The 14,399-nt window shown below is 62.5% G+C and carries 16 protein-coding genes; 7 read left to right on the top strand and 9 right to left on the bottom strand.

All coding sequences use genetic code 11. The annotated features are described in order from the left end of the window. A complete protein-coding gene (locus tag KYK83_RS00985; protein WP_346729394.1) occupies positions 1 to 1,740 on the bottom strand; it encodes an acyl-CoA dehydrogenase family protein in 1,740 nt (579 codons plus the stop codon). Between the two features lie 46 nt (positions 1,741 to 1,786). Here KYK83_RS00985 and KYK83_RS00980 point away from each other — a divergent pair, with 46 nt between their 5' ends. Continuing rightward, positions 1,787 to 2,716, top strand: a complete 930-nt coding sequence (locus KYK83_RS00980) for an L-threonylcarbamoyladenylate synthase (protein ID WP_222826881.1) — start codon at positions 1,787 to 1,789, stop codon at positions 2,714 to 2,716. Here the strand turns inward: KYK83_RS00980 and KYK83_RS00975 are convergent, their stop codons facing one another. The 7 genes from KYK83_RS00975 to KYK83_RS00945 all read right to left on the bottom strand — a co-directional run bounded on the left by KYK83_RS00975 (position 2,717) and on the right by KYK83_RS00945 (position 8,903). Beyond that, on the bottom strand, positions 2,717 to 3,043 hold the full coding sequence (locus KYK83_RS00975) for a hypothetical protein (RefSeq protein ID WP_222826880.1): 327 nt from the start codon (positions 3,041 to 3,043) through the stop codon (positions 2,717 to 2,719). It abuts the gene before it with no gap. Between the two features lie 55 nt (positions 3,044 to 3,098). Next, on the bottom strand, positions 3,099 to 3,839 hold the full coding sequence (locus KYK83_RS00970; RefSeq protein WP_248284178.1) for a head GIN domain-containing protein: 741 nt from the start codon (positions 3,837 to 3,839) through the stop codon (positions 3,099 to 3,101). Between the two features lie 197 nt (positions 3,840 to 4,036). Beyond that, on the bottom strand, positions 4,037 to 4,774 hold the full coding sequence (locus tag KYK83_RS00965) for a head GIN domain-containing protein (RefSeq protein WP_222826878.1): 738 nt from the start codon (positions 4,772 to 4,774) through the stop codon (positions 4,037 to 4,039). Positions 4,775 to 4,952: 178 nt separating this feature from the next. Next, the gene (locus KYK83_RS00960; protein WP_103024716.1) at positions 4,953 to 5,486 is read right to left on the bottom strand and encodes a CarD family transcriptional regulator; all 534 of its coding nucleotides are present in this window, start codon (positions 5,484 to 5,486) and stop codon (positions 4,953 to 4,955) included. Between the two features lie 252 nt (positions 5,487 to 5,738). Further along, positions 5,739 to 6,077 carry a ferredoxin FdxA gene (gene fdxA, locus KYK83_RS00955; protein ID WP_103024715.1) on the bottom strand — a complete coding sequence of 113 codons (339 nt, stop codon included), beginning with the start codon at positions 6,075 to 6,077 and terminating at the stop codon, positions 5,739 to 5,741. A 50-nt stretch (positions 6,078 to 6,127) separates the two neighbouring features. Beyond that, complete coding sequence (locus KYK83_RS00950; protein WP_103024714.1) at positions 6,128 to 6,385, bottom strand: RNA-binding S4 domain-containing protein; 258 nt, start codon at positions 6,383 to 6,385, stop codon at positions 6,128 to 6,130. A 10-nt stretch (positions 6,386 to 6,395) separates the two neighbouring features. Further along, on the bottom strand, positions 6,396 to 8,903 hold the full coding sequence (locus KYK83_RS00945) for a helicase-related protein (RefSeq protein ID WP_430298942.1): 2,508 nt from the start codon (positions 8,901 to 8,903) through the stop codon (positions 6,396 to 6,398). A gap of 198 nt (positions 8,904 to 9,101) precedes the next feature. On the opposite strand from KYK83_RS00945, the gene KYK83_RS00940 reads away from it, so the two are divergent. Genes KYK83_RS00940 through KYK83_RS00915 form a run of 6 tightly spaced genes read left to right on the top strand, consistent with a single transcriptional unit; the run spans position 9,102 to position 13,712 of the window. After that, positions 9,102 to 10,706: a peptidoglycan DD-metalloendopeptidase family protein gene (locus tag KYK83_RS00940; protein ID WP_346729393.1), complete on the top strand. Its 1,605-nt coding sequence runs from the start codon at positions 9,102 to 9,104 to the stop codon at positions 10,704 to 10,706. Positions 10,707 to 10,749: 43 nt separating this feature from the next. Further along, entirely contained in the window at positions 10,750 to 11,748 is a 999-nt protein-coding gene (gene hemB, locus KYK83_RS00935) for a porphobilinogen synthase (RefSeq protein ID WP_103024712.1), read from the top strand. Further along, on the top strand, positions 11,741 to 12,304 hold the full coding sequence (locus tag KYK83_RS00930; RefSeq protein WP_222826877.1) for a GNAT family N-acetyltransferase: 564 nt from the start codon (positions 11,741 to 11,743) through the stop codon (positions 12,302 to 12,304). Before hemB ends, KYK83_RS00930 begins: the two co-directional genes overlap by 8 nt. Then, positions 12,297 to 12,854, top strand: a complete 558-nt coding sequence (locus KYK83_RS00925) for a GNAT family N-acetyltransferase (RefSeq protein ID WP_196847288.1) — start codon at positions 12,297 to 12,299, stop codon at positions 12,852 to 12,854. The genes KYK83_RS00930 and KYK83_RS00925 overlap by 8 nt, the downstream gene beginning before the upstream one ends. Further along, a complete protein-coding gene (locus KYK83_RS00920; protein WP_222826876.1) occupies positions 12,851 to 13,438 on the top strand; it encodes a gamma carbonic anhydrase family protein in 588 nt (195 codons plus the stop codon). The genes KYK83_RS00925 and KYK83_RS00920 overlap by 4 nt, the downstream gene beginning before the upstream one ends. Further along, a complete protein-coding gene (locus tag KYK83_RS00915) occupies positions 13,419 to 13,712 on the top strand; it encodes a DUF167 domain-containing protein (RefSeq protein ID WP_222826875.1) in 294 nt (97 codons plus the stop codon). Before KYK83_RS00920 ends, KYK83_RS00915 begins: the two co-directional genes overlap by 20 nt. Here the strand turns inward: KYK83_RS00915 and KYK83_RS00910 are convergent. Further along, positions 13,709 to 14,377 (bottom strand): YoaK family protein, encoded by a 669-nt coding sequence (locus KYK83_RS00910; RefSeq protein WP_196847291.1) that lies wholly within the window; start codon positions 14,375 to 14,377, stop codon positions 13,709 to 13,711. The genes KYK83_RS00915 and KYK83_RS00910 overlap by 4 nt on opposite strands. Positions 14,378 to 14,399: the final 22 nt, after the last annotated feature.

The raw sequence follows: 14,399 nt of genomic DNA, 5'->3' as shown, positions 1-14,399 counted from the left end.
CTACCCCGCCAATTGTTCGGCGGTCAGCGTGTAAAGCGATTCGGCTCCTGCGGTCGCTGCCGCGGTCAGGCCACGTGCTTCGGGCACGATCCGGTCGAGAAAGAACCGAACGCTAGCGGCCTTGGTGGCCGCCAACTCCGGCGCAGCACCGTCCTGTATCGCCCGCAGCTGGCGCAGCAATTGCCACCCGGCAACGGCCACCGCGAGCATGGTGCAGAAGGGAACCGACCCGGCAAGGCGATCGTCTACGCTGGCATCAGCGCGCATCCATTTCGCCACTGTGTCGCAATCGGCAGCAAGCGCAGCAAGCGTCGGTTCGTCCTGCGCATCTCGGGCAATGTCGGCCGTCAGCGTCGCCAAGGCAGCACCATCGTCGAGCGCGAGCTTGCGGGTGACGAGATCGGCGGCCTGAATACCGTTCGTGCCTTCGTAAATCGGCGCAATGCGCGAATCGCGCCAGTGTTGTGCGGCCCCCGTTTCCTCAATGAATCCCATGCCGCCATGGACCTGGACACCCAGACTTGCCACCTCGATTCCGATATCGGTTCCCCAGGCCTTGATCAGCGGGGTGAGAACCTCGCCGCGCGTACGCGCGCCGGCATCGCCCAGCGTCCCGCGATCGACCTGTCCCGCCGTATAATACAGCAGCGCACGCGCGCCTTCGGTGAGGGCCTTCATTCGTAGCAGCATGCGGCGGACATCGGGATGATCGATGATGGCCACCGATGATCTGTCGGGCGATCCTGCGCGTGCGGATTGCACTCGTTCTTGCGCGTACGCAAAAGCTTGCTGCGTCGCCCGTTCGCCGATCTGGACCCCCTGATTGCCGACATTTATGCGCGCATTGTTCATCATGGTGAACATCGCCATCAGCCCGCGATTTTCAGCGCCAACCAATTCACCGATGCATTCGTCATTGTCGCCATAGCTCATGACGCAGGTGGGCGAGGCGTTGATGCCGAGCTTGTGTTCTATGCTCACGCATCGCAAATCATTGTGGGATCCGAGCGACCCGTCCTCCTTCACATGGTACTTCGGCACCACGAACAGCGAAATACCGCGCGTACCTTCAGGCGCGTCGGGCAGCCGGGCGAGCACGAGGTGGATGATATTCTCGGCAAGATCGTGTTCACCCCAAGTGATGTAGATCTTCTGACCCTTGATCAGATATTTGCCTGCGTGCTCTCCCTCCGAGATGGGTCTGGCGGTCGTACGCAGTGCACCAACATCCGAACCAGCCTGAGGCTCGGTCAGGTTCATAGTTCCCGACCATTCGCCGCTCACCAGTTTGGGAAGGTATTTTTCCTGAAGTTCCGCAAAGCCATGATGGTCGAGCGATTCGATCGCGCCAACGCTCAGCATTGGAAGCAGGTTGAAGGCCATGTTCGCCGTGCCGAGGTTTTCGAGAACATTGCATGACAGGGTAAACGGCAGGCCTTGTCCGCCGAACGCCACGGGTCCGGAAATGGCATTCCAGCCCTGTTCGACATAATGTGCATAGGCTTCGGCAAATCCGTCAGGAAGGCGGACCACGCCGTTCTCCAGCTTTGCGCCCTCGATATCGCCGATGCGATTGAGCGGCGCCCATTCCCCAGCAGCAAATTCGCCAATGCCGGCCACGATGGCCTCGACCATATCCGGTTCGGCGGCGGCAAATTTTTCGCTGTTCGCCAAATCGTCGATTCCGGCGTTTACGCGGATGGCGAGCAACTGGTCCTGGGTGGCGGGGGTGTAGGTCACGGGTAATCCTCTTGGCTTTGTGCCGAACGAGATATAGCGCGCGGGCATGAGCGGCAAATACGTTACGGAAACGATAGGGACCGATGCGCACGAAATTACACGCGCTGCACGGATATTGCGCGATGGAGGTCTCGTCGCCGTACCTACCGAGACGGTCTATGGCCTTGCCGCGCGCGCAGATAACGACGAGGCGGTGTCGCGGATCTATGGCGCAAAAGGTCGACCCGATTTCAATCCGCTCATCGTCCATGTGGCATCGCTGGAACTGGCGCGCAAGCTGGCCGACTTTTCCGACGTAGCGGAGAAGCTGGCGGCAGAGCACTGGCCGGGACCGCTCACCCTTGTGCTCCCGCGCCGCCGAGATGCCGGTCTTGCCGAGGCCGTGACAGCGGGGCTTGAAACGGTCGCGATACGCATGCCCTCACACGCCGTGATGCGCGCCTTGCTCGAGGAAAGCGGCCTGCCGATCGCCGCGCCATCCGCGAATCGCAGCGGTTTCATCAGCCCGACCTCGACGGCACATGTACTCGCATCGCTCGACGGCAGGATCGACGCGGTGATCGACGGCGGCATGTGCGAGCAGGGCCTGGAATCGACGATTGCGGCGGTGCGTACGGATGGATCTGTTGTCGTTTTGCGCCCCGGGCCCATACTTCTCGCGGCCTCGGCGGCAGATGGAAAGAATATCGAAGCGCCGGGGCAGCTTGCAAGCCATTACGCACCGGGCAAGCCCGTTCGGCTAATGGCTTCAGAAGTTGCGCCAGACGAGTTCTTGATCGGCTTCGGTGATCTGGCTGGCGATTGCTCGTTGTCCGAGAAGGGCGATCTCACGGAAGCGGCGTCACGCCTCTATGCCTGCCTTCACAATGGCGCCTTGTCGGCCAAACCCCGCATTGCGGTTGCAGAAATTCCGGAAGTGGGCGTGGGAATTGCGATCAACGACCGGCTACGCCGTGCCGCCACTCCGCCCGATTGATCACTCGGGCTCGACCGGTATCGATGGAATGATCTGCTGCATCTCGGCATAACTGTTGCGTGCATCGTCGCAGGCCCGGCGATTGCCATCCTTGCAGCGGTCGAGCTGCTTGTCATAGTCCCGTTCCAACTGGGCAAGCCGGGCTTCCCGACGCCGAATTTCGCGGCCGCGCTTCTCGTCGGCTTCAGATTGGCTGGTAGTGGCCATATCGACACCCTTGCCAACTGCCTTCACCGGCAGCGTGGCAACATCCACCACGGTCTTTGCAAAGCAACCGGGCAACGCAAGGGTTACAGGCAACAGAATGATTAAGGCTAGGCGGCGCATGGCGAAATCCTCTCGCCGCGCCGCCTAGCCTAAATAGCGTGAGCCGTCGATGAACTTACGTATCGGGCGCTGCGGGAGCATCCGGCGCAGTCGGGCTCGAAGGGGCGTCAGGTGCAGGGGGTGCCTGTGTCGCCGTCCGGATATCGCGGCAGTTGAGCGTGCCCGACCCCATCGCGCTTACCGTGCAGTCTGCGCGGCCGTTTACCGTGATCGTTCCCGAGCCCATGATGCTCGCATCAACCTTGCCGTCCGAGGCGAATTCGGCATCGCCCGAACCGGCGACGGATATGTCGGCATTGCCGACCTTGAGGCCGGCCATATCGGCCTTCCCGGATCCGGCTACGGTCATATCCAGCATATCGACGGTTCCGGCGCCTTCGAAGCTTCCCGATCCAGCAATGGTCAGATCCAGTGAATCAGCGTCGAACCGGGCAACCTTGGCTTTCCCCGATCCAGCGATGGTGACATCGGCTTTGCCTCGCATAGAGGCTGCCTCGATATCGCCCGATCCTGCAAGCACCATCGCCGTAAGGCTGGGCATCGTCACCCGAACGGTGGCCACACCACCAATTTTTCCCATATCCTTGGCGCGGCTTATGCCCAAAGAGCCCTCGTCGAGCGAAAAACGCACCGCGTCGACTGCCGCGTCTTCTCCGGACACGGCAATGTCCAGCTTTTCGCCTTCGGTCACAATAACCTTGTCCGGTCCGGCAAGAACAAGTTCGGTCGGCGCCGCACCGCTCATATCCAGCTCGGCCAGCGGCACACCGTCGCCATCGCCGATGTGGATGTTCATGTTGTCGCACCCTGTTACAAGTGCTGCTCCAGCCAAGGCTGCGAGCGGGGCAAGGCCTTTCAGAATTCGGTGGATCATCGGTGTAGTATTCCTCTCGCTGCGGCAGTCCGTATTGCTGATATAATACAGTACTCGATCATCATCAAGGCAGGAAAGATGTATTCGGTCATCCGAGCCCATTCGGTGATCGATGCGGCTCAGCGTGAGCAGGTCAGACGTCCAGATCCCATGCGGGTCTGGGAGCAGTCAGTGGTACCCGTAACGATGGCGCTGCCGCTACCCACGATACTTGCCTTGACCGGGCCGTCGGCGCGGAACCTGGCACCGCCCGATCCCGCGATCGATACGGCCGATCGACCGACACGAAGGCGCGTTGCATCGATATCTCCGCTCCCGGCGATATTGATACTGCTGTCGTCTGCATTGCCGGCGATCTTCAGGTCGCCTGACCCTGCAATTGCTGCTGACAGATGCGAAGCTTTCACCCGGCCGATCTCCAGCGTACCGGAGCCTGCGACCGTGGCGCCGATATCCGATCCGCTCATACTATCGACAATGAGATTGCCCGATCCAGCAAGCGTGGCAGAGGTGACCGACGGCGCGGTGACTTCGATTCTGGCTGTGCCCTTTATCGGTTCGCGGCGCCAGCGGCGGCCAATGACCAATTGCCCGTCGTCGACGACATAACGTAGTTCGGCCACCACGGCTGGGCTGCCGGAGGCGCGAATTCGCCACTGATTGCCTCGCGTGACCGACACCGTGTCGTTGCCTGCCAGAGTGACCTTTTCGAAGCGCTGCGTGGCAGTGCTCGTCTCGCCGATCGAGCGGCCGTCATCCAGTGTCGAGCGCCATGTCTTTTCTGCAAGCAGGGGCGTTATCGGGATGGCGGTAACGGTTGCCAGCGCGAGTGCAGCTATCGTCAAAGTGCGTACCATGTGCAGTCTCCAAATTGCAGACTGCATCATTCGCACCGCCGAATAACCACGTCCAACGCGTTCGTCGACAAATGTAATCGTTTGGCGGATTATTGGCCGGAGTGGCGCCAACGAAAAGGGGCGCCAACGAAAAGGGGCGCCGCATGGCGCCCCTTACGTGTTCGATTAATCAAGCGCGTTACGCGTCTTCGGCATTCTCGTAATATTGCGGCGCATGTTCGCGCAGCACGTCGAGGATTTTCTCGAGCGCAGTCGGCTCGTCCGTCTTCTCCATCGCGGCGAGTTCGCGCGCGAGCCGGCTGGACGCGGCTTCGAAGATCTGCCGTTCGGAATAGCTCTGTTCCGGCTGGTCGTCCGGACGGAAGAGGTCGCGAGTCACTTCAGCGATCAGCACGATTTCACCCGAATTGATCTTGGCTTCGTATTCCTGCGCACGGCGGCTCCACATGGTCCGCTTGACCTTGGGTTTGCCCTTGAGAGTTTCCATCGCTTCCTTGAGCGTCTTGTCGGAAGACAGCTTGCGCATGCCGATGGATTCGACCTTGTTGACAGGAACGCGCAGCGTCATGCGTTCTTTTTCAAAGCGGAGGACATAAAGGTCGAGCTGCATGCCGGCGATTTCTTCGCTCTGGAGCTCGATGACACGGCCCACACCGTGCTTGGGGTAAACAACGTAATCGCCAACGTCGAAGGCATCAGGCTTGCTAGCCATGCAATCTTTCCTTTCGTCGGAGCGCGGCGCGAAGGCAGCAGCGTCAAGAAAGGCCCGACTGCGACCCATGCGAGGGTGCAGTGTAAACCCGGTTGTGACGTTGCTGGAAGCGGCGTGCCCTTTCAATTATCTCACCTGGCCGGGAGCAAGCCGGCTCAGTTGTTGCATTATATAGCACAGCCGCAACAAAATTGCGAATCGCAATTGGCAAGGATGCAGCGTTCAACTGAGAGCGGCCACGGCCGCGAGCGATCAGTCGCCTTCGCCGGGCTCGGCCGAGAAGTACTTGTCGTACTTGTCTTCTTCGTCCTTGTGCTCGTCGGCATCGGCCGGCGGTTCTTTCGACTGGGTGATGTTGGGCCATTCGGCGCTGAACTTGGTGTTCAGCTCAAGCCATTTTTCCAGGCCATCTTCCGTGTCGGGGAGAATCGCTTCAGCGGGGCACTCGGGCTCGCAAACGCCGCAATCGATGCATTCGCTGGGATTGATGACGAGCATATTGTCGCCCTCGTAGAAACAATCGACCGGACACACCTCTACACAATCGGTGTACTTGCACTTGATGCAGGCGTCGGTGACGACATAGGTCATTGGTGGCGTGATCCCTAGAACTGTTTGCCTGATCGCGCTGCTAGGGCGGATTATCCGTTGGGGTCAAGCTCCCGATAACAGGCTTGTGCTTCCCGGGGCGGCCCGCGGCGTTCCGGCAACGCGAGGATTTCGATCAGTTTTACTGTATTGCCGAGCGGCAAGGTGAGGATGTCGCCCTCGACGATGTCGCGCGAACAACGCCTGACTCGTTCGCCGTTGCGGCGAATATGGCCCTCGTCAATCAGCCGGTGTGCCGCGCTCCTCGTTCGTGTGAAGCGCAAATGGCACAGCAGCCTGTCGATCCTCACACGGGCCCCGTCATGTACGCACCAGATCGGCAAGTGCGGCAAAGGCACTTCCTTCACGGGGTTTCACGGGAGTAGGCCGCTCCTGTTTGCGGCGCGATGGCCGCCATTCCCAGCGATCGGGTCGCGGCGGACCGAATTGGCTTTCGGGCAGCGGCTTCGCTTTCTGCACCCGAAAACCAGCATTCCCCAGCAAGCGGGAGATGTTATCTTCCTCCAAACCGATGGATATCGGCAGGGCATAGTCGAGCACGAATTTGCGTCTGCGGTCCTTGCTTTGCGCCTTCGCCCGCGTTTCATGCGCCGCGCGCAGTATCTTCTCGGCCAGATCGATACGGATGGCCTGCGTACCCGCGGCGCGATAGCCAGAGGGGAGTTTCTTGGTCTCCGCAATCACCGGCAGCATCGCTTCCTGCAAGGGTCGGCGATCCACGCCGAGCATGTTTAGCAATTGCCGCGGAGCGGGTTTCAGCAAGGCTGGCGCGAAGACGTCCAGGGCTCCGAAGGTCACCCCTATCTTTCGCAGGAACGGTCGCATCTCCTTGGGCAGATGCTCGATCCCCGCCCTGTCACGCGTAACGTAACCATGCCCCGAAATAAGATTGAGCAGCAGAGCGCGCGCTTGCGACCCGGCATCCGGATTGCTTGCCGCATGGTGCATCTTTTCGAGCGGCTCCAGAGGCTCGAGCTTCTTGTCGAGCCATTTTTCCAGCCCGGTCATCAAATTGGTGCGCGCATTTTCGGGCAATGCAGACACTTCACGACTGGGTTTCAGCAGTGGCTTTATGCTCCCGTCGCGACGTTCGAGTTCGGCCAGAACCTCGCCCTTCCACCGTATGGCGCCGCGTGCAAGCTCGACGCCTTCCATGTCTGCAGCCACCAGCTGGTCAGCCTTCGTCCCAAGCAGTTTGGGCAGCGCCTTTTCCGCGGCCGCGAGAAGCATGCGCCGGTCTTCGTGGCGGGCAGAGGAATCCACCTTGAACCGCAATCCTTCAACGTGGCCCATCACTTCGCCTTCCACGCTAACCTCGCCACTGTCATTCAATTCAATCGGCAGCATGCCTGCATCCTGTCCTAGCGACTTCATCAATATCGCCGTCCTTCGGTTCACGAATCTTTCGGTCAGCCGCGCATGGAGCGCATCCGACAATTTGGCTTCGACGGCGCGCGCCCGCGACGCCATTTCGTCACGCGCCAGCACCCAATCTGGTCGCTGGCAAATATAGGCCCAAGTGCGAATCGCCGAGATCCGCCCCTGCAGCGTATCGATGTCCCCGGACATGTTGTCGAGTTCGCTGATGCGCGCCGCGACATAATCGGCGCCGAGATAGCCTTGCGCAAGGTCCTGCCATAATCGCGCGACGAAACGGGCGTGAACATCGGCGCCTCGTTGACGGAAGTCCGGCAAAGAACAGGCTTCCCAGAACCGGCGCACCATGCCTGCGCCCCGGACATTGGCTCCAATCGGCTCGTCCGCCAAGCGCTTGAGCGTGGCCAGGTCGATGGCTTCCGGGGCAAGGCGCAATGCAGGATCGCCCGGTGGCGTCTCCAGGTCCGTGATCAGCGTCGCAAGCGAATCGAAGCGCGGTTCCGGCTCGCGCCAGTAGAGGTGGGTGAGCGGCGCGAATCGATGTTCCTCGATCGCATAGACTTCTTCTTCGGTAAATTCGGGCGCCGTGCCGTGCTTGTTCGTCCCGGCGAGCGTGCCGAAAGTCCCGTCACGTTGGTGACGGCCAGCCCGCCCGGCGATCTGGGCCATTTCCGCAGGGAAAAGCCGGCGCATCCGGACCCCGTCGAATTTTGACAGGCCGGCAAAGGCGACATGGTTGACGTCAAGGTTCAGCCCCATGCCGATCGCATCGGTGGCAACGATGTAGTCGACTTCGCCATTCTGGAACAAGGCGACCTGCTTGTTGCGCGTCTCCGGGCTGAGTGCACCCATGACCACTGCGGCGCCCCCACGAAATCGCCGCAGCATTTCGGCCACGCCGTAGACCTGCTCGGCACTGAACGCCACGATCGCGCTTCGGGGCGGAAGGCGCGACAGCTTGCGCGGCCCGATGTGAGTAAGGGTGGAGAACCGGGGGCGATCGGAAATCTCTGCCTCGGGCACCAGCTGGCGGACCAGCGGTTCGAGCGTGGCCGCGCCCAGCAGCATCGTTTCCTCGCGCCCACGCGTATTGAGCAAATGATCGGTAAAGATATGCCCCCGCTCGCGATCCGCTCCGATCTGGGCTTCGTCCAGAGCAACGAAGGCAGCGCCCGCTCCATCGCGCGGCATCGCTTCGGCGGTACAACACATGTAACGCGCCCCTTTGGGCTCGATACGCTCTTCGCCGGTTATCAGCGCCACGGCGTCATCGCCCTTGATCGCGCGAACGCGGTCATAGACTTCGCGAGCAAGCAGACGAAGCGGGAAGCCCATACAGCCGCTGGAATGCGCGGCCATGCGCTCGATCGCCAGATGCGTCTTGCCGGTATTGGTGGGTCCGAGGACTGCCTTGATAGCGCTTCTCTGCACGCGCCCTAGGTGGCAGTGCGCGGGCGTCAGGGCAACCGTGCGGCGTGCCGGAAGTTCGATTCACCGCAATCCGGACTCGCGTGGCCGCAAGTTAAGCCCGTCTTTACTTTGTTTTGGCAGGCAAAGCGGGCACAGGCTCTTTAAGCGGGATTGGGTCGCACCGAACACGCATCGGGCGACCAACACGGAGGGACAGGCGTGTATACGTCCCATACGGACAGTAACGAAGCGGATCTGCAGTCGGCGACGGGTGGGCGAAATGGCTCGGCCGCGGCGCTTGCGCACGACCAGATTCTGCCTAACCTGCCTCTTCCCAAGTTTTCGTGGTCCGCCATGCGCGAACGCCTTTTGGGTCGCATCGCCGGACTGGACTTGGCACCCGACCTTGGCAGCGAAATCGGCAGCAAACGCTGGTTCCGCGGCCTAGGAACCTTTCTCGGCCTGAGTGCGGCCGCTCTAGCTTTCTGGCCGACTTTCGCGCCGCTCGAGGCTGCGCCGCCTGCGCATATCGATGACGCCGTACGCGACGAGTTTCGTAGCCAGATGATCCTGCCACTGGGGCTCGGTGCAGACAGTGGCCGCCACATGGGGGCGACCGCTCTCGTCGCGCCGCTTGCCGCAGCGCCGGAGCGACCCACGATCGAGATGGTCGCGACGCTGGCCAAGGGCGATAGCTTCGAGCGCATGCTGCGCCGGGCAGGTGTCGGTGTGGGAGACACCGATCGCGTAGCCGCGCTGGTCGCAGGGGCAATCCCCCTGTCGGACCTGGAATCGGGCACGCAGTTCGACATCACCTTGGGGCGCCGTACGGCCCCTGGCCAACCCCGGCCGCTGCAGTCGATCGCATTTCGCGCGCGGTTCGATCTCGAACTGGACGTTGGCCGCCTTGACGATGGCGCCGATCTTTCACTTACCCGCAAGATTATACGCGTTGACGATACGCCTTTGCGGATACGCGGTGTGGTGGGCGACAGTCTGTACCGCTCGGCGCGAGCGGCGGGAGCACCGGCGAGCGCCGTTCAGGCCTATCTCAAGACGCTGGGCCAGCACGTGAACCTCGACCGGGAAGTACGGTCCGGAGATACATTCGATTTCATCGTCGCGCATCGCCGTGCCGCCACGGGCGAACGGCAGGCGGGCCAGTTGCTCTATGCAGGTCTGGACCGGGGCGAAAAACCTGCCGTCCAACTGATGCGCTGGGGCAAGGATGGCGAGTTTTACGAGGCATCGGGCGCCGGGGAGCAACGCGGCGGCCTGATGGCGCCCGTGCCGGGTCGCATGAGTTCGCGCTTCGGCATGCGCCGCCATCCGATCCTCGGCTATCGCCGGATGCATTCGGGGCTCGATTTCAAGGCGGGCCACGGCCAGCCCATCGTCGCAGTCACGGATGGCCGCGTGCTGTCGGCAGGGCGCGCTGGCGGATGCGGCAATGCGGTGAAGCTGCGCCACGGTGGCGGCATCGATACGCGTTATTGCCACATGAGCCGCATCGCCGTGGACCGCGGGCAGAATGTACGGCGTGGGCAGGTGATCGGCTATGTCGGCTCGACCGGCCTGTCGACCGGGCCCCATCTTCATTACGAGATGTATCGCAACGGTCGCGCCATCGATCCCGCATCGGTCCAGTATGTGACGCGGGCGCAGCTTGCGGGGGCTGAACTGCAGCGGCTCAAGGATACTCTGGCCAAGATGAAGACGGTCGAGCCCGGGGCTGCGCTTGCCGAGCTGGAACAGACGGCCACCGAGGTCGCTGCCGAAGCGCCCGTGCGCGAAATCGACAGGCTTGCGCTGCCGAAGAAGTAGCCCGGCGATTGCGCCGCGTGCGTGCTTGCGGCAGAGCGCGTGTATGACAAACGCAAGCTATCCCAACACCCGCATGCGCCGTACCCGTGCGAGCAGCTGGAGCCGCGCGATGTATCGCGAAACCGTGCTGACGCCGGCGGACCTCATCTGGCCGCTGTTCGTCACCGACGGCAAGGGGGTGGAGGAGCCGGTCGCGAGCCTGCCCGGAGTATCTCGCTGGTCCGTCGACGGTATCGCAAAGCATGCGAAACAAGCGTTTGATCTGGGGATTCCATGTGTCGCATTGTTCCCGAACACCCAGCCGAACAAGCGCAGCGACGATGGGGCCGAGGCGTTCAATCCCGACAATCTGATGTGCCGCGCCATCAAGGCGATCCGCGATGCCTGCGGATCGGACATCGGTATTCTGACGGACGTCGCGCTCGACCCCTATACCAGCCACGGGCAGGACGGCCTGCTGGACGACAGCGGCTATGTCCTCAACGACGATACGGTCGCGGTCCTGGTGGACCAAGCCGTGAACCAGGCGAATGCCGGGGCCGATATCATCGCGCCGTCGGACATGATGGACGGGCGCGTGCGGGCAATCCGCATGGCGCTGGAGATGAACCAGCATCCCAATGTCCAGATCATGGCTTACGCGGCCAAATATGCCTCTGCTTTTTACGGCCCGTTCCGTGACGCCGTGGGGTCGGGCGGCCTGCTGAAGGGCGACAAGAAAAGCTATCAGATGGATCCCGCCAATGGCGACGAGGCCATGCGCGAGATTGCGATGGATATTGCCGAGGGAGCGGATAGCGTGATGGTCAAGCCGGGGCTGGCCTACCTCGACATCATCTGGCGCGCGAAGCAGGAATTCCACGTCCCCGTTTTCGCCTATCAGGTGAGCGGAGAATATGCGCTGATCGAGGCCGGTGCGGCAGCGGGCGTGGGCGACCGCGATGCCTTGCTGATGGAAAAGCTGCTCGCCTTCAAGCGCGCCGGATGCAGCGGCGTGCTGACCTATCACGCCCCGCGCGCCGCACAGCTCCTCAATGGCTGAGTTCCGTCTGGAGACCGAAAGGCTGATCCTGCGCGACTGGCGCGGCGATGCCGACTGGGACGAGTTCTTCCGCGTCACCAACACCCCCGCGGTCATGCAATGGCTGGGCGACGTGCTCGACGATGCAGGCTGCGCCAAGCAGCGCGCCCGGGTCGAGGCCTGCCGCGCGAAGAACGGATTCTGCTTCTGGGTCGTCGAGCGCAAGGAAGACGGCGCCATGCTCGGCTTCTGCGGGATCAAGCGCGCCGACGCGCCGGGATCGACGCTGACGGGCGAGTTCGAGGTGGGCTGGCGCCTGCGCGAAGATGCCTGGGGCAGGGGCTATGCCAGAGAAGCGGCCACGGCGACGCTGGATGCCGCTTTCGACACATTCGGCTCAGAAGAAGTCTTCGCCCTGACGGTTCCTGGCAACACGGCGAGCTGGGGCCTGATGAAACGGCTGGGCATGACCCGGCGCGAAGAGCTCGACTATGTCGACAACCGCTATGAAGAACCGTGGAACCCGACCATCGTCTATTCGATCGACCGCGATGCGCGGAGCACGGACCGTGGCTGACATCATTGCCGAAACGGACCGGCTGATCCTGCGCACGATCGAAGAAGGCGATGCGGCGGAACAGGATCGCGTGCTGAATACGCCGACCGTAATGGCGCGTCTCGGCGGCGTGAAAGAGCTGCACGAGATCGAAGCAAAACATGCGAAATCGCGCGCGCTCTATGCGCAGCATGGTTTCAGCTTCCTGTTCATGATCGAAAAGGCCAGCGGTGAAATGGTCGGCCACTGCGGCATCAAGCAGGTCGACAATCCGCTGGCGCAGAACCAGGGCGATCACGAGATCGGCTGGCTTGTGCGGGAGGATCGCTGGCGGCGCGGCTATGCCGAAGAAGCGATGCATGCCGTGCTCGACTGGGCTTTTACCCGTGTCGGGGCGCCCCATGTGGTCGCGCTGACCAGCCATGCCAACATCGGCAGCTGGAAACTGATGGAAAAGCTCGGCATGGTGCGCCGCGAAGATCTGGATTTCTCCGACCCCGCCTATCCGGCCGAGGACAATCCGACGATCCAGTATTCGCTTTCACGCGAGCAATGGGAGAGCACACGATGACCGCGAGCCGCCCCCCTGTGTCCCGACCGGGCGTCACCATCATTCCGATTCACGGCCACACGCCGAAAATCCATGACAGCGCCTTCATCGCGCCCGGCTGTACCATCATCGGCAATGTCGAGATCGGTGCCGACAGTTCGGTGTGGTACAATTGCGTGCTGCGCGCCGATGTCAGCCGGATCGTCATCGGCGAACGGACGAATATCCAGGACGGCAGTGTCTGCCATTGCGATCCGGAGCGCCCGGGCGACCCTGACGGATCGCCGCTGATCATCGGCGACGACGTGCTGATCGGGCATATGGCCATGGTGCACGGCTGCACGATCGAGGACCGCGGCTTCGTGGGACTGGGTGCCATCGCGATGAACAAGGCGGTTATCGCCAGCGATTCGATGCTGGCTGCAGGCGCCATGCTGACCGAGGGCAAGGTGATGGGGCCGCGCGAATTATGGGGCGGGCGGCCTGCACGAAAGATGCGCGATCTCGACGATGCGGCAATCGCGGGCATGCGGATGGGCGTGGCGCATTACGCCGAAAACGCCAGGCATCACGCGGCAGCGGTTGATGAAGCGCTTACCCGCTGACCTGCCCGACGCGGACGCCCTGCGCGCCCTGATCGACGAGCAGGGACGCCTTGCCGTTCGGGCCACCCCAGGCGCACGAAGCGAAACCATCACGATCATCGGCACCGGCACCGGCACCGGCGTCGGCGTGAAAGTACGCGCCAAGCCGCAGGACGGGGCCGCCAACACGGCCGTGATCCGGCTGGTCGCGCGCGCGCTCGATCTGGCGCCGTCACGTGTGGAACTGTTGCGCGGCGCAACTTCGCGCGAGAAACTGCTGCGGATTGCGCTCTAGATCCCCTCGTCCGCAGGCGGATCGTCCGTTCGACCTTTTTCGACCAGGGCGGCGTAGCAAAACAGCAGGAAGGCCATCGCGCACAGGATCGCCGGCGAGTGATCCTGCGCAAGCTTGTGGAGCATCCCCCCGGCAATCGCGCCCAGCGCGAGCGCCATCCAGAGCCACCCGTAGCCGCGCGAACCTTCCTGAGAACGGCCCGACATGCGCGCGGCAAGGCCTTGTCCGAACCGGACCAGTGCGCCGGTCATGTAGGTCACGCCGACGGTCACTTCGCCATCCTTGGTAAAGACGTTGTTCGCCATCCCCATCGCGAGCGCCGATGCGGCGAGAAACCCGACCGTCGATCCGAGCATGCTGGCGATCGCACCGGCGCCGAGGACCAGGGTGACGGCGGCGAGCAGCGCTCTCTTGCGCCAGTCGGGCCAGCGCGATGCGAGCAGCGATCCCAGCACCACGCCGGTGACGAAGCCGCAGATCAGCGCAAACGGGATGTAGGCGATCGACGGTTGCCCGGCGATATGCAGACCCAGCCGGGTGGTGTTGCCCGACATGAAGGAGGCGAAATATCCGCCGGTCCTGATGAAGCCTGTCGCATCCACCGTGCCTGCCAGAAAGGCGAGGCCGAGCGCGAGTTTCCTGCGGGCGGGATCGTAACGGTGCACGCCGGCACCATGCCCACCGCAG

It is taken from the genome of Qipengyuania pacifica (assembly GCF_019857205.1).
Lineage (GTDB): Bacteria > Pseudomonadota > Alphaproteobacteria > Sphingomonadales > Sphingomonadaceae > Qipengyuania > Qipengyuania pacifica.
Note: the sequence above shows the minus strand (reverse complement) of the source record. Positions and strands in the feature narration are given on the sequence as shown.

Excerpts from the sequence above, each read along its gene's own strand:
- KYK83_RS00920 (WP_222826876.1), top strand. The coding sequence starts at position 12,851 with ATGACCGCGAGCCGCCCCCCTGTGTCCCGACCGGGCGTCACCATCATT.
- fdxA (WP_103024715.1), bottom strand. The coding sequence starts at position 6,077 with ATGACCTATGTCGTCACCGACGCCTGCATCAAGTGCAAGTACACCGAT.
- KYK83_RS00980 (WP_222826881.1), top strand. The coding sequence starts at position 1,787 with ATGAGCGGCAAATACGTTACGGAAACGATAGGGACCGATGCGCACGAA.
- KYK83_RS00975 (WP_222826880.1), bottom strand. The coding sequence starts at position 3,043 with ATGCGCCGCCTAGCCTTAATCATTCTGTTGCCTGTAACCCTTGCGTTG.
- KYK83_RS00960 (WP_103024716.1), bottom strand. The coding sequence starts at position 5,486 with ATGGCTAGCAAGCCTGATGCCTTCGACGTTGGCGATTACGTTGTTTAC.
- hemB (WP_103024712.1), top strand. The coding sequence starts at position 10,750 with ATGACAAACGCAAGCTATCCCAACACCCGCATGCGCCGTACCCGTGCG.
- KYK83_RS00970 (WP_248284178.1), bottom strand. The coding sequence starts at position 3,839 with ATGAACATCCACATCGGCGATGGCGACGGTGTGCCGCTGGCCGAGCTG.
- KYK83_RS00965 (WP_222826878.1), bottom strand. The coding sequence starts at position 4,774 with ATGGTACGCACTTTGACGATAGCTGCACTCGCGCTGGCAACCGTTACC.
- KYK83_RS00915 (WP_222826875.1), top strand. The coding sequence starts at position 13,419 with ATGAAGCGCTTACCCGCTGACCTGCCCGACGCGGACGCCCTGCGCGCC.
- KYK83_RS00930 (WP_222826877.1), top strand. The coding sequence starts at position 11,741 with ATGGCTGAGTTCCGTCTGGAGACCGAAAGGCTGATCCTGCGCGACTGG.